This is a genomic window from Nocardioides psychrotolerans (assembly GCF_900113685.1).
Classification (GTDB): Bacteria; Actinomycetota; Actinomycetes; order Propionibacteriales; family Nocardioidaceae; genus Nocardioides; species Nocardioides psychrotolerans.
Map to the genome: position 1 here is coordinate 35,015 of NZ_FOQG01000016.1, position 17,951 is coordinate 52,965.

Genomic DNA, 17,951 nt, shown 5'->3' on the forward strand with positions numbered 1-17,951 from the left:
GTGGGACCTACTTCTTGGAGATCAGGGACTTCACGAAGAATGACAGGTTCTGCGGGCGCTCCGCGAGGCGCCGCATCAGGTAGCCGTACCACTCCTGGCCGTAGGGCAGGTAGACGCGCACGGTCTCGCCGCTGGCGGCGAGCCGCTTCTGCTCCTCGGGGCGGATGCCGAAGAGCATCTGGAACTCGTAGGTCTTCCGCGCGCGGCCGTAACGGCTGGCGAGCGAGGAGGCGATCTCGACCATGCGCGGGTCATGGGTGGCGATCATCGGGTAGCCGTCACCGGCGAGCAGCACCTTGAGGCACCGCACGAACGACTTGTCGACGTCGATCCGGTCCTGGAAGGCGACGCTCTCGGGCTCGTTGTAGGCGCCCTTGCACAGCCGCACCCGCGAGCCCTCGTAGGTGAGCGCGCGGCAGTCGTCCTCGGTGCGGTGCAGGTAGGCCTGGAGCACCGCGCCGGTCTCGGGGAAGTCCTTGCGCAGGTCGCGCAGGATCGCCAGGGTCGCATCGGTGGTGGTGTGGTCCTCCATGTCCAGGGTGACCGTGGTGCCCGCGTTGCGCGCGGCCCGGCAGATGGTGCGGGCGTTCTCGAGGGCCGTCTTGTGACCGTGGTCGGGCAACAGCAGCCCGATCGCGGTCAGCTTGACCGACACCTCCGCGTGACGCGGCAGCCCCTTGGTGGTGAGCTGGCGCAGCAGCTCGACGTAGGCCGCCACGGTCGCGTCGGCCTGCTCGACGCGGAGGGTGTCCTCGCCGAGGAAGTCGAGGGTGATCTTGAGGCCGTCGTCGACCAGGTCGGCGGTCGCGGCCACGGCCGCCTCGGTGGTTTCACCGGGGACGTAGCTGGTGACGATGCCGGAGGTCACGGGCATGGTGGCGACGAGCGTCTTGACCCGGTCGCTCCGCGACAGGAGCAGGATCGGCTGGCGGAGCAGGGACATGGCGCCAGGCTACGCCGTACGACGTCGCAGGGTCGCCGCCCCCAGGGCGAGACCGGCGAGGACGAAGCCGCCCACGACCGCCAGGTCCGCCCACACCTCCGCGGTCGTGGTCGCGACGCCCAGGTGGGTCATCGCGTCGACGGCGTAGGACAGCGGCAGCGCGTCGGAGAGGGCGCCCAGGACCTCGGGGAGCGCATCGCGCGAGACGAACAGGCCGCACAGCAGGATCTGTGGGATCACCAGGGCCGGCATGAACTGGACGGCCTGGAACTCCGTACGAGCGAAGGCCGACACGAGCAGACCGAGCGCCGTGCCGAGCACGGCGTCGACGACCGCGACGACGGTCAGCAGCCACACCGGTCCGGCCACCTCCAGGTCCAGGAGGCCGACGCTGATCCCGACGGCGAGGACCGACTGGGCCACAGCGACGATCGCGAAGGCCACGGCGTATCCGAGCAGAAAGTCCAGCTTGCCCATCGGCATCGCGAGAAGCCGCTCGAGGGTGCCGCTCGAGCGCTCGCGCAGCGTGGTCACGCTGGTCACCAGGAACATGATGGTGAAGGGGAAGATCGCCAGCAGCGCGGGACCGACGCGGTCGAAGACCGCGCCGTCGTTGCTGTACATCCACCACAGCAGGGTGATCAGCAGGGTCGGGAGGAGGAACAACATGGCCAGCGTGCGGCGGTCGCGACGCAGCTGCGTGAGGACCCGACGGGCGATTGCCGCGACGACCCGGGGACTCATGCCACTGCCCCGTCGCCCTCGACGAGCATGAGGAACGCCGTCTCGATGTCGTCGGCGCCCGCCCCGGCCTTGATGGCTGCGGGGGTGTCGTCGGCGAGGATCTGGCCCTCGCGCATGAGCAGCAGCCGGTCGCACCGCTCGGCCTCGTCCATGACGTGGCTGGAGACGAGCACCGCGGTGCCGTCGTCCGCGAGCCGGTGGAAGAGCGCCCAGAGGTCGCGCCGCAGCACCGGGTCGAGGCCGACCGTGGGCTCGTCGAGGACCAGCAGCCCCGGCGTACCGAGAAGCGCGACCGCGAGGCTCACCCGGCTGCGCTGACCGCCGCTGAGCTCGCCGACGACCGCGTCACGCTGCCGGCCGAGGTCGACGGCCTCCAGCACGCGCGCCGCCTCCGTCGCGATGTCGGGGACCCCGAGCACGCGGGCGAAGAAGCGCAGGTTCTCCGCGACCGTGAGGTCGTCGTAGACGCTGGCGGCCTGCGTCACGTAGCCGACCCGTCGCCGCAGCGGCGCGCTGCCCGCGGGCTCCGCCAGCACGGTCACGCTGCCGCCCTCGATGCGCTGGACGCCGACGATCGAGCGCAGGAGCGTCGACTTGCCGCAGCCCGACGGCCCGAGCAGGCCGGTCACCCCGGGGCCGATGCTGACGTCGAGGTCGGTGAGCACCGGGTGGTGTCCGCGGACGACGGTCAGTCCTCGGGTCTCGACGATTGATTTCATCATGCGATGAATTGTGCGCGTCCGGGTGGGCCGTTGGCAAGGGTCGACCGGACCTCCGAGGAGGTCGTCCCACCCGACGTGGTGGGTCTTGGCGGGCGAGTCTGTCGCTTGAGGGGTGTTGCAACACCTCTCAAGCGCCAGAGTCCCCGGACATCCGGGGACTCATGCAGGCCGGCCTCAGCCCGGCAACACCCCGTCAAGGAACCCCTGGACCACCGGCGCATAGGTGGCGACGAGCTGCTCGGAGGGCATCGAGGCGAGCGGCTCGACGGCGAGCAGGTAGCGGACGACCACGAGGCCGACGAGCTGGGAGGCGACGAGGGTCATGCGGCGGGGTGCGTCGTCGAGTCCGAGGGCCTCCCCGACAGGGCCCAGCACCATGCGCATCACCCCGTCGCGCAGCAGCCGCTGGCCTGCGGGCTCAGCGATCCCGCGGACGACGGCCAGCAGCGGCAGCCTGGTCTCCTCGTCGTCCCACACCGAGACGAAGACGCGGAGCAGCCGCTCCCCCGCCCCGTCGAGCCCGCCCTCGACCACCGGCAGCAGTGCCTCGCGGGGGTCGACGCGCAGCGCGAGGGCCGCGACGAACAGGTCGTCCTTGGTGCCGAAGTAGTGGTGCACCAGCGCCGCGTCGACCCCGGCCGCCGCGGCGACGGAGCGGACCGACGTACGGCTGAAGCCGGAGGCGGCGAAGCCCTCGCGCGCGGCCGCCAGGATCGCCGCCCGGGTGTCGGGTGCGCCGGGCCGCCTCCCCCGACGCGGGGCGCTCACGACGCGGGCACCACGAAGTGCTCGCGCGCGAAGTCGAGCGACTCGCGTAGGTCGGTCTCACGCTCCTCGCGGCTGCTGCAGCGGCGAGTGTTGATCTCCACGACGATCTCCCCGTCGAAGCCGACCTTGGCGAGGTAGCGCAGGAACGGGGCGGCGCCCATGGAGCCGCGGCCGGGCACGAGGTGCTCGTCCTTGGCGGACCCACTGCCGTCGGTGAGGTGGATGTGGCGCAGCCGGTCGCCGAGGCGCTTGGCCATGTCGATCGGGTCCGAGGCCGCGATCGCGGCGTGCGAGAGGTCGATGGTGGTGTTGGCGTAGGGCTCCTCGGAGGGGTCCCACCCGGGCAGGTACATCTCCATGCCGCGACGCGAGGAGGCTCGCCAGGGATACATGTTCTCGACCGCGAACTTGATCCCAGTGGAGTTCTCCAGGGCCGCGATGCCGTTGACGAAGTCGCGGGCGTAGTCCTTCTGCCACCGGAAGGGAGGGTGTACGACGACCACCTCGGCGCCGACGTCGGCCGCCATCTCCGCCGAGCGCTGGAGCTTGCCCCACGGCTCGGTGCCCCAGACCCGCTGGGTGAAGAGCAGGCAGGGCGCGTGGATCGCGCTCACCGGCATCTCGTGGTGCTGGGAGAGCTGCCGGACCGCGGAGGTCTGCTGGCTCAGCGCGTCGATGCCGACCATCACCTCGACCGCCTCGTAGCCGAGCTGTGCGGCGTAGGCGAAGGCATGCGCGGACGACTCGGGGTAGACCGAGGCGGTGGAGAGTCCGATGCGTGGGGTCACCCGTCGAGCACGCCTATCGTGTCGATGCGCTCGAGGATGACGCCCTCCCGCAGCGCCCACGGACAGATCTCCAGCTCGCCGAGGTCGAAGATGTCCATGCAGGCCTCGGCGACGAGCGCGCCGGGGACGATCTGGTGGGTGCGGCTCGGCGAGACGCCGGGCAGGTCGGCCAGCTCATCGGGCGTCATCGCCACCAGCTTGGGGATCCACTGCCGCAGGGTGTCGAGCTGGAGGGAGCGCGGGACCAGGGGGCCGTCACCGGAGGGCGCAGCCCCGCAGATGCGGGCCAGCGAGCGGAACGTCTTGGAGGTCGCAGCCGCACGGTGGGGCGTGCCGGCCCGGAGCAGGTTGCCGGCGTCGCGGGCGATCTCGGTGCGGATCTGCTTGCGGAGCTGACGGATCCGGGGCTCGTCGAGGTCCACGTCGAAGAGCGTCCTGGCCAGCCGGGCCGCCCCGAGCGGCAAGGACCACGCGACGTCCGGGCGCTCGTCGGCCCCGCCGGCAATCTCCAGCGAGCCGCCACCGATGTCGAAGACCGCCAGGCGGCCGGCCGACCAGCCGAACCAGCGTCGTACGGCGAGGAAGGTCAGGCGCGCCTCGTCCTCACCGGAGAGCACGGCGATGTGCTCGCCCGTGCGCTCGCTCACGGTGCGCAGGACGGCGTCGGAGTTGACCGCGTCGCGGACCGCCGACGTGGCGAAGCTCAGCATCGCCTCACAGCCCTTGTCCTCCGCAACGACCAGCGCCTCAGCGGTGAAGGCCGCGAGCGCGTCGATGCCGGTCTGCGAGACCGCGCCGGTCTCGTCGAGGTGCTCGGCGAGACGCAACGGCTGCTTGTAGGAGAAGGCCGGCAGCGGTGCTGCGCCGTCGTGTGCGTCGACCACCAGCAGGTGGCCGGTGTTGGAACCGATGTCCAGGACGCCCAGGCGCATGGGTCAAACCTACCGCCGCCCTCCCCGTAGGCTGACGCGCATGCCCGAAGTCGACCTGGTCTTTCCGCGCGCCTTCGTGGAGTTCGTCAATCCGGCCGACGAGACCGAGGTGATGCGCTGTGACCTCACCTGGCTCACGTCGAGCTTCATGTGCATCTTCGGCCAGGGCTGCCAGGGCATCTATGCCGACGCCCCCGACACCGGCTGCTGCACCCTCGGCGCGCACTTCGCCGACAAGGACGACGAGAAGCGGGTCGCCGGTTTCGTTGCGCAGCTCGACGAGACGCAGTGGCAGTTCCACCCCGGTCGCGCGGTCAAGAAGAAGGACTGGATCGAGACCGACGACGAGGGCGAGCGCAAGACGCGCACGGTCGAGGTGGAGGGCCAGCAGGCCTGTGTGTTCCACAACCGCGCCGACTTCGCGCCCGGCGGCACCCCCGTCGGCGCGGGCTGCGCCCTGCACGGACTGGCGTTGCAGCAGGACCGCAACCCGCTCGAGACCAAGCCCGACGTCTGCTGGCAGCTGCCGATCCGTCGCCGCTTCCGCAACGTCGAGCGCCAGGACGGCACGACCTACACCGAGGTCACCATCACCGAGTACGACCGCAGGGGCTGGGGTGCCGGCGGCCACGACCTCGACTGGTACTGCTCAGGCAACACCGAGGCCCACGTCGCCGTCGAGCCGGTCTACGTCACGCATGCCCCGGAGCTGACCGAGCTCATGGGCCCGGCGGCGTACGCCGAGCTGGTGCGGCACTGCGACGCCCACGTGCGCTCGCGATCAGCGCTCGCGCTGCACCCCGCCGACCCGCACTGACCCACGCCGGCGGACCGACACGCCCGACCGTCGATCCTCCGGGGCGGAGCCCGTCCGCGCCTGGTGACGTCTCGACGTCAAGAGACCCCGACCCCGCCTCCGGAAGCACACCCTTGCCTGCCGCACAATGACCGGCATGCGCCTGGATCACCTCTCTTTCGCTGCAGGGCCGGATGGACTCGCAGGAACCGCCCAGCGCCTGGGCGATCTCCTCGGTCGTGAGTTCACCGACGGGGGCATCCACCCCCGCTTCGGCACCCGCAACATGACGTTGCCGCTGGCCGACCGCACCTATCTCGAGGTCGTCGAGGTCCTCGACCACCCGGCCTCGAACAAGGCGCCCTTCGGCCAGGCCGTGCGCGCCCGCTCCGCCCTCGGCGGTGGCTGGCTCGGCTGGGTCGTCTCCGTCGACGACATCACCGTCGTCGAGCAGCGCCTGGGCCGCTCCGCGGTCGTCGGCAGCCGCCGCCGCCCCGACGGCACCGAGCTCCGCTGGCGCCAGATCGGCGTGAACGGCCTCATCTCCGACCCCCAGCTCCCGTTCTTCATCGAGTGGGAGACCGGCGACGAGCTGCGCCCCTTCTCGGGCTCCGACGGCGACTTCTCCCTTGCCTGCCTGGAGATCGCGGGTGATCCGCAGCGGGTGAGCGAGTGGCTCGGCGAGAGCGTCGAGTCCCCCCTCGAGGACGTCAAGGTCGAATGGGTCGCCCCCAACGGCACTCCCGGGATCCTCGCTGCGCACTTCCAGACCCCGCGCGGTCTGGTCCGTCTCTGACGCCGCACCCCGCTGGGCCTCCCGCTGGGCCTTCTGACGGGCGCCCTGACGGGCCTCATGACGGGCCGCTGCCGCGGGGCACCGTCCCCAGCCCCAACATCTGGTCCCACACCGCGACCTACGAGATCGAGAACCTGGCCGTCGATCCCGACGGCCGCCTCGAGAGCGCGATCCGCGCTCTCGTGGACTTCTCCGGCGCCCACCTCCTCGACCTCGGCTGCGGCACAGGCTTCCACCTGCCCGGCTTCGCCGCCGCCGTGGGTCCCACCGGCTCGGTGACCGGCGTCGAGCCGCACCCCGACCTGCTCGCCCTCGCCCGCCGTCGTACGAACGCGGTCGCGGGGGTCCTCGTCCTCCAGGGCACTGCCCAGGACGTGCCTCTTCCCGACCACAGCGTCGACGTGGTGCACGTGCGGTGGGCCTACTTCTTCGGGCCCGGGTGCGAGCCGGGGCTGGCCGAGCTCGACCGCGTCGTACGACGTGGGGGCACTGCAATCATCATCGACAACGACGGCTCCCGGTCGACGTTCGGCGCGTGGTTCCGCCTTGGCTACCCGCACCTGCCGCCGCCCGCTGAGGTCGAGCGCTTCTGGGCGCAGCGCGGCTGGACCCGCACGCCGGTCGACATGGGCTGGCGCTTCACCTCGCGCGCCGACCTCGAGGCGGTCGTGAGGATCGAGCTCAAGCCTGACGTCGCCGACACGGTGCTGCGTCGCCACGAGGGGCTCGAGGTCGACTACGCGGTCAACGTGTGGGCGAAGGTGTTCTAGGCCTAGGCGTTCTGCGTTCTAGGTGTTCGACCTCAGGCTGATGACGGCGGGACCGCCCGTCCGGATCTGGCCGATGTGCGTGCTGACGAGCCGGGATGGTCGTCCGTGACTTGTTCCACGCGGTCGTGTTGCCATCGCGACCATGATCGACTTGATGGCGCTACCTCCAGTGCTTTACCGCGGAGCGGTGAGCGGAGAGGAGAGCGGTGAATGTTCACTGTCGTATTTACGCCCGGAGGTTGACCGAGCACGCGCGGGACTGCTGCACGGACAGGTGACATGTCGGGTCACGCAGCCTGAGTGGCTGTCGTGGCGTCGTCACCTTTCGGATGACCGCAACCGGGCACGACATCGCTGAGGATGCCCCGTCCCCCATGGAGATCCACGCGGCCTGGGACGGCAATTCTTTGACATGGGCATGGCGCTGGGCACCTTCCGGTGAGACGTTGCGGGATCGGTCCCGCACATCGGCGCGGCCGCTGCGCGGATGCCAGACGCCCAACCTCAGGCGAGCCTCGCGCTCCTGAGGTCGCGGAGGTTCGTAGTCGGACGTACTCAATCGGGCGACGCCCACCTGCCTCACGCCTGTGGCCGGCGCGCGGAGGCCAATGCGTACGTTCGCCCGCGACGACATCGTGTCCGTGCGCGGCACGATCCCGACTAGCTGGAGCGACGGACGGCGAGCGTAGGGGTGAGCAGCTTGCCTTCCGCGATGCGCCGCGGATGGGCGAGCAGACCCTCGAGCGCGCTGACGACCTCGATCGCGACGTCCTCCAACGGCTGGCGCACCGAGGTGAGCCCGGGGTGCATGACCTGCGCAGTCTGGGAGTCGTCGAAGCCGACGACCGCGACGTCCTCGCCGGCGTGCATGCCGCGCTCGGCGAGCGTGTGCATCACACCCATCGCCAGGGTGTCGGAGGCGCACACGAAAGCGGTCGGCAGTGCCTCGTCGAGCAGCACGGCGCTGGCCTCGCGGCCGCTGTTGACGGTGTCCTCGACCCGGGAGGCGAGACCGGTCGTCGGCAGGCCGCGCTCCTTGAGCGTGCGGCTCCAACCGGAGCGCCGGTCCTCGCCGATGAAGGAGTCCTTGCGCCAGCCGATCCAGGCGATGCGGGTGTGCCCCTTGTCGAGGAGGTGCCGGGTGGCGAGCTCCGCTCCGGCCGCACCGTCGACGTCGACCCAGGGGTGCGTCGCGGACGGGTCGTCCCAGGGCCGGCCGAACGCCACGAAGGGCGCCCGCCGCTCCCGCAGCCAGGCGGCCTGCGGGTTGCCGAGGTAGGTGTCGGTGACGACGAAGGCGTCGACCGCGGTCGAGCGCAGCAGGTCGTCGTAGCCGGACTCGGGATCGGTCGCGTCCCCCGAGAAAAGCAGCACCTGGTAGCCGGCCTCCCGCGAGGTGTCGACCAGCGAGTGCACGAACCGGTCGGCGGCCGCGTTGGCGGTGAACTCCTGGACCGGGCTCATCCGCAACCCGATCAGGTGCGAGGAGCGGGTGCGCAGGTTGCGGGCGGCGCGGTTGGGCGAGTAGCCGAGCTCCTCGATCGCCTCCTGCACCCGCACGAGGGTGTCGGCGCGCAGCAGCTCGGGGTTGTTGACCGCGTTGGAGACGGTCTGTCGCGACACCCCGGCCCGCTCGGCGACGTCGGCGAGGGTCGGCGGCACCGTGAGCGCCCTCCCGGGGATCCTCGTCATGCGCACCTCCGGCGGACTTGATCGTTCCAATGGGGATCATATGGGAGTACGACGGCGCTCGTCCTCACCCCTCCGCCGATGGTGCGCGTGAGTCCCGGGTCCGGGTCGGCGTCGAGGTCGGGTCGGGGGCGGCGTCGGGGGTGGGCGTCGGGGGTGGGCGTGGGCCGGGGAGCCACTGTCGGTGGCAGGGCCTAGCGTTCGGTGCATGGCCAAGACCGTGCGACCCGCCTTCCGGTGCAGCGAGTGCAGCTGGGAGACCGGCAAGTGGGTCGGCCGCTGCGGCGAGTGTCAGGCGTGGGGCTCGGTCACCGAGGCCGCTGCCCCCACCACACGCACCGCAGCCTCCGCCGTCACCACCGCCGCCGTGCGGATCACCGAGGTCTCGGTGAGCGAGTCGGCCTTCCGCGCCAGCGGCGTGCCCGAGCTCGACCGGGTGCTCGGGGGCGGGCTGGTGCCCGGTGCGGCGATCCTGCTGGCCGGCGAGCCCGGCGTCGGCAAGAGCACGCTGCTGCTCGAGGTCGCGGCGCAGACCGCGGCCCGCAGCCACCGCACCCTCTATGTCACGGGCGAGGAGTCCGCTTCCCAGGTGCGCCTGCGCGCCGACCGCACCGGCGGGGTCCAGGACGAGCTCTACCTCGCGGCCGAGACCGACCTCGGCGCCATCTTGACCCACATCGAGACCGTCCGGCCGACGCTCCTGGTCGTCGACTCCGTCCAGACCATCGGGGCTTCCGGGCTCGAGGGGGTCCCCGGCGGGGTCACCCAGGTCAAGGAGGTCGCCGCCGCGCTGATCCGCGTCGCCAAGACCCGCAACATCACCGTGGTCCTGGTCGGCCACGTCACCAAGGACGGATCGATCGCCGGCCCCCGCGTCCTGGAGCACCTCGTCGACGTGGTGCTCCACTTCGAGGGCGACCGCAACTCCCGCTTCCGGATGGTCCGTGCCATCAAGAACCGCTTCGGCCCGGTCGACGAGGTCGGCTGCTTCGACCTCGGCCCCGAGGGCATCACGGCCGTCACCGACCCCACCGGCCTCTTCATCGAGAACCACCATGGCCGCGTCTCCGGCACCTGCGTCGCGGTGACCATGGAGGGCCGGCGTCCGCTGCTCGCCGAGGTCCAGGCCCTGGTGACCCCGTCGGCGATGGAGCGTCCCCGGCGCACGACGTCGGGGCTGGACGGCTCACGCATCGCGATGGTCCTCGCGGTGCTCCAGCAGCACTGCGGCATCCGCCTGCACGCCCACGACGTCTTCGCCTCGACCGTGGGCGGCGCGCGGCTCGGCGAGCCGGCCAGCGACCTCGCGGTCGCGGTCGCCCTCGCCTCTGCCACCTTCGACAACGCGCCGCCGGCCGGGGTGGTCGCCATGGGCGAGATCGGCCTCGCCGGAGAGCTGCGCCGGGTGCGCGACCTGCCCCAACGACTGGCCGAGGCAGCCCGGCTCGGCTTCCGCATGGCGGTGGTCCCCGCCGGTCCGTCGACGCCCGGCGGCGTCCGTCCGACCTCCACCGACCGCACCATCGACGGCATGCGTGTGATCGACGCGCCGGACGTCGCTTCCGCCCTACGGGTGCTCGGCGTCGCCCGACCGGCAAAGCGCGCGCTCCACGGCGTGGACGACGGCTAAACTCCTGGCGAGGCCGACCGAGGCCATGTCTCAGCACCCAGGGAGCGCCGTGCCAGTCGATCGAACCGATGAGGTCCTGCGCCTGCGCGAGACCCTCGCCTCCATCGCTCCCGGGACCTCGATGCGTGACGGTCTCGAGCGCATCCTGCGGGGGCGCACCGGCGCGCTGATCGTCATGGGCCACGACAAGACGGTCGACTCGATCGCGACCGGCGGCTTCACCCTCGACGTCCCTTTCACCGCCACCGGCCTGCGCGAGCTGGCCAAGATGGACGGCGCGATCATCGTCGACGGCGACCTGACCCGCATCCTGCGCGCCGCCGTACACCTCATGCCGGACCACACGATCCCCTCCGAGGAGACCGGCACCCGCCACCGCACCGCCGACCGCGTGGCCCGCCAGACCGGCTTCCCGGTGATCTCGGTGTCCCAGTCGATGCAGATCATCGCCGCCTACGTCGGAGAGACCCGCCACGTCCTCGAGGGCTCCGGCCAGATCCTCTCGCGGGCCAACCAGGCGCTGGCCACCCTCGAGCGCTACAAGCTGCGCCTCGACGAGGTCGCCAGCACCCTGTCCGCGCTGGAGATCGAGGACCTGGTGACCGTCCGCGACGTCGCCGTCGTCGCGCAGCGCCTTGAGATGGTCACCCGGATCGCCCGCGAGATCGACGACTACGTCCTCGAGCTCGGCACCGACGGCCGCCTGCTCTCCCTCCAGCTCGAGGAGCTCATCACCGGCGTCGACACCGAGCGTGAGCTGGTGATCCGCGACTACGTCGCCACCGGGCGTCGCAGCAAGAGCCCCGAGGAGCTGCTCAACCGCCTCGAGCTGCTCTCGGCCACCGAGCTCGTCGATCCTGCCGCCGCCGCCAAGGTCCTCGGTCTCGGCAGCAGCGAGCACCTTGACGGCGCGGTCGCCCCCCGCGGCTACCGCTTGCTCGCCAAGGTCCCCCGGCTGCCCTCCTCGGTCGTCGATCGGCTCGTCGACCACTTCGGCACGCTCCAGAAGCTGCTCTCTGCCGGCATCGACGACCTCCAGGCCGTCGAGGGCGTGGGCGAGCTCCGCGCTCGGAGTGTCCGCGAGGGCCTGTCCCGCCTTGCCGAGTCGACGATCCTCGAGCGCTACGTCTAGCGGCGACGCGTCAACGGACTCGCTGATCGTGGTCGAGCGAGCCGCGCGGGTGAGCAACGAACCCGCCACCCGGCGTGACGAGACCGGGGCGGTCGATCCTGGGGACGTCAGCCGCGCCGATCGCCGGCCCCACCGGCCCCGTGCAACATCGCGCCGACTCGGCGTACGACGTCTCAGCGGCCGTTGGGCTCCACGGCACCCGAGGGCTGACTGCCCTGGCCGCCCGACCCACCAGCACCGGAGCCACCGACCGAGCCTGAGCCTGAGCCCTGTCCTGACGGCGAGCCCGACCCCGACGGGGACGCCTGCTGCGTCGGGGTGGCGGTCTCGGTGATCACGTCGGCGACGGGAGCCTCGAGGGTGAACTGCACATCGGTTGGCTCGCCGCCGAGGGCGGCAGCGATCACGTGGTAGTCGCCGATCTCTGCCCACTCGGTCAAGCGCGAGCAGTCCTCGTCGGAGCGCTTGGCGTTCCACACCAACGCGACGGTGGTGGGCTCGGCGGAGCGGACGATGACGTCCTTGACGGGCACGACGGAGGGGCACTGCTGCGAGGACCAGATGTCGTCGTCGCCCGAGGTGAGCTTCACCGAGAGGCTGCCCGAGGAGACCCGCCAGGTGCAGGCGGGGTCGACGATGGTGGTCAGCGCCAGCAGGATCACGACGTCGCGGCCCGCGACCGCGTCGACGGCCGAGGGCGTGATCACGACGTCGGACTCGACGCACGGCCCGTCGGGCACGGCGAGCGGCGGCGGGGCCTCGGTGGTCGGCGTCGCGCTGGGTCGGTTGCCCTTCCCCTTGCCGGTCGGTGACGGCGACTGGCTGGTGGCGGCCGAGGTCGGCGCGGCGGCGGCCTGCTCGACCACGCCCGCGTCGCTCGACGACCCGTCGCTGCTGCCACCCAGCAGCCGGGCGAGCCCCACCACCAGGATCGTGGCGACCGAGAGCAACACGAGGCGCCGACGCCAGTAGACGCCCGCCGAGTGCGGGCCCCGAGTCATCGACGAAGCCATGCGCCAACGCTAGTCAGCCGCCCGCCCTCGATCGCGTTGCCACACCGAGGGGACAATGGTCGGTGATGTCCGACCTCGCCCCTCACCCCCTCCACGAGCCGATCCTCGCCTGGTACGACGAGCACGCCCGCGAGCTGCCCTGGCGCGAGCCGGGTGCGTCGGCGTGGTCGGTGATGGTCTCGGAGCTGATGCTCCAGCAGACCCCGGTCGCCCGCGTGCTCCCCGTCCACGCGCAGTGGCTCGAGCGGTGGCCGACCCCCGCAGACCTGGCCGCCGAGCCCACCGGCGCGGCGGTGCGGGCCTGGGGACGACTCGGCTACCCCAGAAGAGCCCTGCGGCTGCACGCCGCAGCCACCGCGATCGTGGAGCACCACGACGGTGTCGTGCCGGAGACCTACGTCGACCTGATCGCCCTGCCCGGGGTGGGCGACTACACCGCGGCCGCCATCGCCAGCTTCGCCTACGGCCGGCGCCACGTCGTGCTGGACACCAACGTGCGCCGGGTCCTCGCGCGCACCACGGGCGGTATCGAGTTCCCCGGCACGTCGGTCACGAAGGCCGAGCGCGCGACCGCGACCGCCCTGCTCCCCCTCGACGTCCCCACGGCGGCCACCTGGTCGGTGGCGGTCATGGAGCTCGGCGCCCTCGTCTGTACGGCGGCCGGCCCGCGCTGCGGGGACTGCCCGGTCGCCGACCTGTGCGCGTGGCGCGCGGCCGGCCACCCGGCGTACGACGGGCCGCCGCGCAAGGCGCAGACCTGGGCCGGCACCGACCGGCAGTGTCGGGGCCGGTTGCTGGCGGTGCTGCGTGACAGCCACGCGGCGGTGCCGAGCAGCAGGCTCGACGCGGCGTGGGCCGACGAGGGTCAGCGGCTTCGCTGCCTGGCCAGCCTGCTCGAGGACCGGCTCGTGGTCAGGGTCGACGCCGGAAGCTACGCACTCCCCTAGTCGCGCCGGACGACCCGGTGACACCAGCGACGGCGCGGTCCAGGATCGTCTGGGCCACGGCCGCGGGCCTTCCGGGATGGAAGTCCTGCTTGGGCTCCTCGGCGAGCCTCTCGAGCAGCGCCTCCATGTCGTCGCGCGCCCCCTCGGGGAACGGCGCAGGGACGTGGGTGCCCGTCCGGGGGTCGGCCTCGACGAGCAGCCCGAGGTCGCGCAGGGTGTCGAGGTCGTCGAGCGTGGTGCGCTCGAAGATCCGCAGCAGGTAGGGGCGCGCCTGCTCCTCGCTCAGTCCCTTGCCGATGAGCGCGCCGAGCGCGACCGCGGTGGGCTCGCGGGCAGGACGGAAGTTGGCCATGGGGCCGGCGGCGAGGATGGAGGTCCACTTGCGCACGAAGTCCTCGCCCGAGTAGGACTCGTAGTGCAGCAGCCGCAGCCGGTCGTCGGCGTGGGCCTCGAGCTCGGTGCCGTCGGCGTCGACGCCGAGGTGGAGGGTGAGCCAGACGTCGAGAGCAGGGCGCACACCGGACTTGCCGTCGACGTGCCCGTGGAAGAGCGCGCCGTTGGAGGGCCGGTCGATCGCACCGAGCGTCGTGAGCAGCGTCAGGTCGCCCTTGCCCAGCAGGCGCTTGAACCAGGTGGGGTCGCCGTCCCAGCTGCGCTGCGACACCGCCTCCAGCGGGGCGAGCTTCACCACCCGTGTCGAGGCGGGGACCTCGGCGAGAGCCGCCCGGTCGACCTGCAGGACCTCGTCGCCGTCGATGTGGAACAACCACTCGGCTCCGTCCACGACGCTGAGCAGCGCCTTGACGAGGTTGGCGTTGATGCGCTGGCGCACGTTGAGCTCGGCCGGTCGGTCGCCGTGCCACCACGACTTGTCGGTGCGCACGCAGGTGACGTGGGGGTGCTCATCGAGGTAGGCCCGCACCTCGGTGTCACCGGCGTCGAGGAAGACGAAGAGGTGGTCCGCGCCGCCGGCGAGGTTGCCCGTCACGAAACGCTGCACGTTGGGCAGCGTGTCCTTGATGGTGCTGGCGGTGAAGAGCATGGCATGCACCTTAGGGGGTGTCCCCTTGCCCCTCAACGACCGCGAGGGCCCCACCGGATGACCGGTGAGACCCTCGCTGGCACGCGCTGCGGGTGGAGCGTCAGTCGTCGTCACCGCGGGGTACGTCGATCGGCCCCTCGCTGTCGTCGGGACCCTCGAGCACGCCCACCTCTGCCACCTCGAAGGGCGGCAGGTCGGGCAGTGCGCCGACCTTCTGACCCACGAAGGTGAAGGTGGCCGTCGGGCCGGAGCCCTCGACGCCGACCACGATGATCTGCCCCGGGCCGACCTCGCCGAAGAGCATCTTCTCGGCCAGGGTGTCCTCGATCTCGCGCTGGATCGTGCGACGCAGAGGTCGGGCACCCAGCACCGGGTCGAAGCCGCGATCTGCGAGCAGGTCCTTGGCCGCCTGCGTGAGCTCGAGGCTCATGTCACGGTCGCGCAGCCGCAGCTCGACGGCCGCGATCATGTTGTCGACCATCGAGACGATCTGTTCCTTGGTCAGCGGCGGGAAGACGATGATCTCGTCGACACGGTTGAGGAACTCGGGACGGAAGTGCTGCTTGAGCTCCTCGGCCACCTTGCCCTTCATGCGCTCGTAGGAGCCTGCGGCGTCGCCCGAGGCCTGGAAGCCCAGGTTGACGGCCTTGTTGATGTCGCGGGTGCCGAGGTTGGTCGTCATGATGATGACGGTGTTCTTGAAGTCGACCACCCGGCCTTGCGAGTCGGTCAGGCGACCTTCCTCGAGGATCTGCAGCAGGCTGTTGAAGATGTCGGGGTGCGCCTTCTCGACCTCGTCGAAGAGGACCACCGAGAACGGCTTGCGCCGTACCTTCTCGGTCAGCTGGCCACCCTCCTCGTAGCCGACGTAGCCCGGAGGCGAGCCGAAGAGCCGCGAGATGGTGTGCTTCTCGGAGAACTCCGACATGTCGAGCTGGATGAGCGCGTCCTCGTCACCGAAGAGGAACTCGGCGAGCGTCTTGGACAGCCAGGTCTTTCCGACACCGGACGGACCGGCGAAGATGAACGACCCACCGGGACGCCTGGGGTCCTTGAGACCCGCCCGCGTGCGGCGGATGGCCCGCGAGAGCGCCCGGACGGCCTCTTCCTGACCGATGACGCGCTTGTGGAGCTCGTCCTCCATCTTGAGCAGCCGCGTGGACTCCTCCTCGGAGAGCTTGACGATCGGGATCCCGGTGGCGACCGCCAGCACCTCGGCAATCAGCTCCTCGTCGACCTCGGCGACCTCGTCCATGTCGCCCGCACGCCACTGCTTCTCGCGGTCGGACTTCTTCAGGATGAGCTGCTTCTCCTCGTCGCGCAGACGAGCAGCGGCCTCGAAGTCCTGGCCGTCGATGGCGGCCTCCTTGCGCTGGCGCACCTCGGCGATCTTGTCGTCGTACTCGCGCAGGTCGGCGGGGGCCGTCATGCGACGGATGCGCAGGCGCGAGCCCGCCTCGTCGATGAGGTCGATCGCCTTGTCCGGCAGGAACCGGTCGGAGATGTAGCGGTCAGCCAGGGTCGCGGCCGAGACGAGCGCCTCATCGGTGATCGTGACGCGGTGGTGCGCCTCGTAGCGATCGCGCAGGCCCTTGAGCATCTCGATCGTGTGGGCGATGGAGGGCTCGGCGACCTGGATCGGCTGGAAGCGGCGCTCGAGGGCGGCGTCCTTCTCGAGGTACTTGCGGTATTCGTCGAGGGTGGTCGCACCGATCGTCTGCAGCTCACCGCGAGCCAGCATCGGCTTGAGGATGCTGGCGGCGTCGATCGCGCCCTCGGCCGCGCCAGCACCGACGAGGGTGTGGATCTCGTCGATGAACAGCACGATGTCCCCGCGGGTGCGGATCTCCTTGAGGACCTTCTTGAGGCGCTCCTCGAAGTCACCGCGGTAGCGCGAGCCGGCGACGAGCGCACCCAGGTCGAGGGTGTAGATCTGCTTGTCCTTGAGCGTCTCCGGCACAGTGCCGCGGACGATGTCCTGGGCCAAGCCGGCCACGATCGTGGTCTTGCCGACGCCGGGCTCACCGATCAGCACCGGGTTGTTCTTCGTGCGGCGCGAGAGGATCTGCATGACCCGCTCGATCTCGGACTCACGACCGATGACCGGGTCGAGCTTGCCCTCGCGGGCGTCCTGGGTCAGGTTGCGGCCGAACTGATCGAGGATCAGCGAGGACGACGGGGCATCGGCCCCGGCACCCTGGGCGGCCGCGGCAGCGGTCGACTCCTTGCCCTGGAAGCCCGAGAGGAGCTGGATGACCTGCTGGCGGACCCGGTTGAGGTCGGCGCCGAGCTTCTGGAGGACCTGGGCCGCGACGCCCTCGCCCTCACGGATCAGGCCGAGCAGGATGTGCTCGGTCCCGATGTAGGAGTGGCCGAGCTGGAGGGCCTCGCGGAGCGACAGCTCGAGGACCTTCTTGGCCCGTGGGGTGAAGGGGATGTGACCGCTGGGGGCCTGCTGGCCCTGGCCGATGATCTCCTCGACCTGGGCGCGGACGGCCTCGAGGGAGATGTCGAGGCTCTCCAGGGCCTTGGCGGCGACGCCTTCACCTTCGTGGATGAGACCGAGCAGGATGTGCTCGGTCCCGATGTAGTTGTGGGAGAGCATGCGGGCCTCTTCCTGGGCCAGCACGACCACCCGACGGGCTCGGTCTGTGAACCGCTCGAACATGCGCATCGCTCCTGAAAGATCACGGGGGCCGATCCGACCTGGGTCGGACGGATCAGAACAAGGTGTCTAACCCCGATGACAGCCTACGCGTTCCCTGAAAGCACGGAAGTCGGTCCGCTGAGAGCGAACAGGCCCGCCGCGTCGAGCGCGGCGGGCCTGTCGGGACGCATCGTCGGCGCCGGTGGTGCGAGCGGTCAGTTGGCGGCGTCGAACGCGGTGCGGACATCGGCCGGGATGCGGCCGCGGTCGGGGACGTCGAGCCCGTTGGAGCGGGCCCAGTCGCGCACCTCGCGCGCGCTGGGGCCGAGTCCGGCGGCCGCCGCCTTCTTGGCGCGACGAGCGCCGCTGCCGACCTTGCGGGCGTGCCCGACATAACCGGCCAGCGCCCCGCGCAGGGCGGAGGCGTGGGTCTCGGTGAGATCGATCTCGTAGGACGTGCCGTCGAGAGCGAACGTGACCGTCTCGTCGGCCTCGCTGCCGTCGAGATCATCGACAAGCACGATATTAACCTTTTGCGCCATGTAAGCAGTCCTCTTTGTCCGAATGGATTCTTGGGTATCCGCATTCTGGC

Annotated in this window: 17 protein-coding genes; 6 read left to right on the plus strand and 11 right to left on the minus strand. The window is 71.0% G+C overall.

Features of this window, described 5'->3' with window-relative positions:
• Nucleotides 1–7 precede the first annotated feature (7 nt).
• The 6 genes from BM204_RS17310 to BM204_RS17335 form a co-directional block, all read right to left on the minus strand.
• The gene (locus BM204_RS17310) at nt 8–943 is read right to left on the minus strand and encodes a proline dehydrogenase family protein (protein ID WP_218031264.1); all 936 of its coding nucleotides are present in this window, start codon (nt 941–943) and stop codon (nt 8–10) included.
• 9 nt (nt 944–952) lie between these two features.
• The gene (locus tag BM204_RS17315) at nt 953–1,687 is read right to left on the minus strand and encodes an ABC transporter permease (protein WP_091115959.1); all 735 of its coding nucleotides are present in this window, start codon (nt 1,685–1,687) and stop codon (nt 953–955) included.
• A complete protein-coding gene (locus BM204_RS17320) occupies nt 1,684–2,409 on the minus strand; it encodes an ABC transporter ATP-binding protein (RefSeq protein WP_091115961.1) in 726 nt (241 codons plus the stop codon). The genes BM204_RS17315 and BM204_RS17320 overlap by 4 nt, the downstream gene beginning before the upstream one ends.
• A gap of 174 nt (nt 2,410–2,583) precedes the next feature.
• Nucleotides 2,584–3,177 carry a TetR/AcrR family transcriptional regulator gene (locus BM204_RS17325; RefSeq protein ID WP_091115963.1) on the minus strand — a complete coding sequence of 198 codons (594 nt, stop codon included), beginning with the start codon at nt 3,175–3,177 and terminating at the stop codon, nt 2,584–2,586.
• Nucleotides 3,174–3,965: a sugar phosphate isomerase/epimerase family protein gene (locus tag BM204_RS17330; RefSeq protein ID WP_091115965.1), complete on the minus strand. Its 792-nt coding sequence runs from the start codon at nt 3,963–3,965 to the stop codon at nt 3,174–3,176. The genes BM204_RS17325 and BM204_RS17330 overlap by 4 nt, the downstream gene beginning before the upstream one ends.
• On the minus strand, nt 3,962–4,897 hold the full coding sequence (locus tag BM204_RS17335; protein WP_091115968.1) for a Ppx/GppA family phosphatase: 936 nt from the start codon (nt 4,895–4,897) through the stop codon (nt 3,962–3,964). Before BM204_RS17335 ends, BM204_RS17330 begins: the two co-directional genes overlap by 4 nt.
• Nucleotides 4,898–4,937: 40 nt before the next feature.
• Between BM204_RS17335 and BM204_RS17340 the strand changes: the two genes are divergently transcribed.
• The 3 genes from BM204_RS17340 (at nt 4,938) to BM204_RS17350 (ending at nt 7,259) form a co-directional block, all read left to right on the plus strand.
• Nucleotides 4,938–5,714: a DUF3109 family protein gene (locus BM204_RS17340; RefSeq protein WP_091115970.1), complete on the plus strand. Its 777-nt coding sequence runs from the start codon at nt 4,938–4,940 to the stop codon at nt 5,712–5,714.
• Nucleotides 5,715–5,850: 136 nt separating this feature from the next.
• Nucleotides 5,851–6,489 (plus strand): VOC family protein, encoded by a 639-nt coding sequence (locus BM204_RS17345; protein ID WP_091115973.1) that lies wholly within the window; start codon nt 5,851–5,853, stop codon nt 6,487–6,489.
• A gap of 182 nt (nt 6,490–6,671) precedes the next feature.
• Nucleotides 6,672–7,259 (plus strand): class I SAM-dependent methyltransferase, encoded by a 588-nt coding sequence (locus tag BM204_RS17350; protein WP_246166340.1) that lies wholly within the window; start codon nt 6,672–6,674, stop codon nt 7,257–7,259.
• A 660-nt stretch (nt 7,260–7,919) separates the two neighbouring features.
• Here the strand turns inward: BM204_RS17350 and BM204_RS17355 are convergent.
• The gene (locus tag BM204_RS17355; RefSeq protein WP_091115977.1) at nt 7,920–8,951 is read right to left on the minus strand and encodes a LacI family DNA-binding transcriptional regulator; all 1,032 of its coding nucleotides are present in this window, start codon (nt 8,949–8,951) and stop codon (nt 7,920–7,922) included.
• A gap of 205 nt (nt 8,952–9,156) precedes the next feature.
• Between BM204_RS17355 and radA the strand changes: the two genes are divergently transcribed.
• Together radA and disA are read left to right on the plus strand one after the other, a co-directional pair.
• The gene (radA, locus tag BM204_RS17360) at nt 9,157–10,578 is read left to right on the plus strand and encodes a DNA repair protein RadA (protein WP_091115979.1); all 1,422 of its coding nucleotides are present in this window, start codon (nt 9,157–9,159) and stop codon (nt 10,576–10,578) included.
• Nucleotides 10,579–10,627: 49 nt separating this feature from the next.
• On the plus strand, nt 10,628–11,710 hold the full coding sequence (gene disA / locus BM204_RS17365; protein WP_218031265.1) for a DNA integrity scanning diadenylate cyclase DisA: 1,083 nt from the start codon (nt 10,628–10,630) through the stop codon (nt 11,708–11,710).
• 173 nt (nt 11,711–11,883) lie between these two features.
• Here the strand turns inward: disA and BM204_RS17370 are convergent, their stop codons facing one another.
• Nucleotides 11,884–12,723, minus strand: a complete 840-nt coding sequence (locus BM204_RS17370) for a hypothetical protein (RefSeq protein WP_091115984.1) — start codon at nt 12,721–12,723, stop codon at nt 11,884–11,886.
• A gap of 65 nt (nt 12,724–12,788) precedes the next feature.
• Between BM204_RS17370 and BM204_RS17375 the strand changes: the two genes are divergently transcribed.
• Entirely contained in the window at nt 12,789–13,670 is an 882-nt protein-coding gene (locus tag BM204_RS17375) for an HhH-GPD family protein (RefSeq protein WP_091115987.1), read from the plus strand.
• Here BM204_RS17375 and BM204_RS17380 read toward each other — a convergent pair.
• The 3 genes from BM204_RS17380 to BM204_RS17390 all read right to left on the minus strand — a co-directional run bounded on the left by BM204_RS17380 (nt 13,636) and on the right by BM204_RS17390 (nt 17,901).
• Nucleotides 13,636–14,712, minus strand: a complete 1,077-nt coding sequence (locus BM204_RS17380; protein WP_091115990.1) for a glycosyltransferase family protein — start codon at nt 14,710–14,712, stop codon at nt 13,636–13,638. The two genes, BM204_RS17375 and BM204_RS17380, sit on opposite strands and share 35 nt — an antisense overlap.
• A 100-nt stretch (nt 14,713–14,812) precedes the next feature.
• The gene (locus BM204_RS17385) at nt 14,813–17,380 is read right to left on the minus strand and encodes an ATP-dependent Clp protease ATP-binding subunit (RefSeq protein ID WP_091116093.1); all 2,568 of its coding nucleotides are present in this window, start codon (nt 17,378–17,380) and stop codon (nt 14,813–14,815) included.
• Between the two features lie 194 nt (nt 17,381–17,574).
• Complete coding sequence (locus BM204_RS17390) at nt 17,575–17,901, minus strand: histone-like nucleoid-structuring protein Lsr2 (protein WP_091115993.1); 327 nt, start codon at nt 17,899–17,901, stop codon at nt 17,575–17,577.
• Nucleotides 17,902–17,951: the final 50 nt, after the last annotated feature.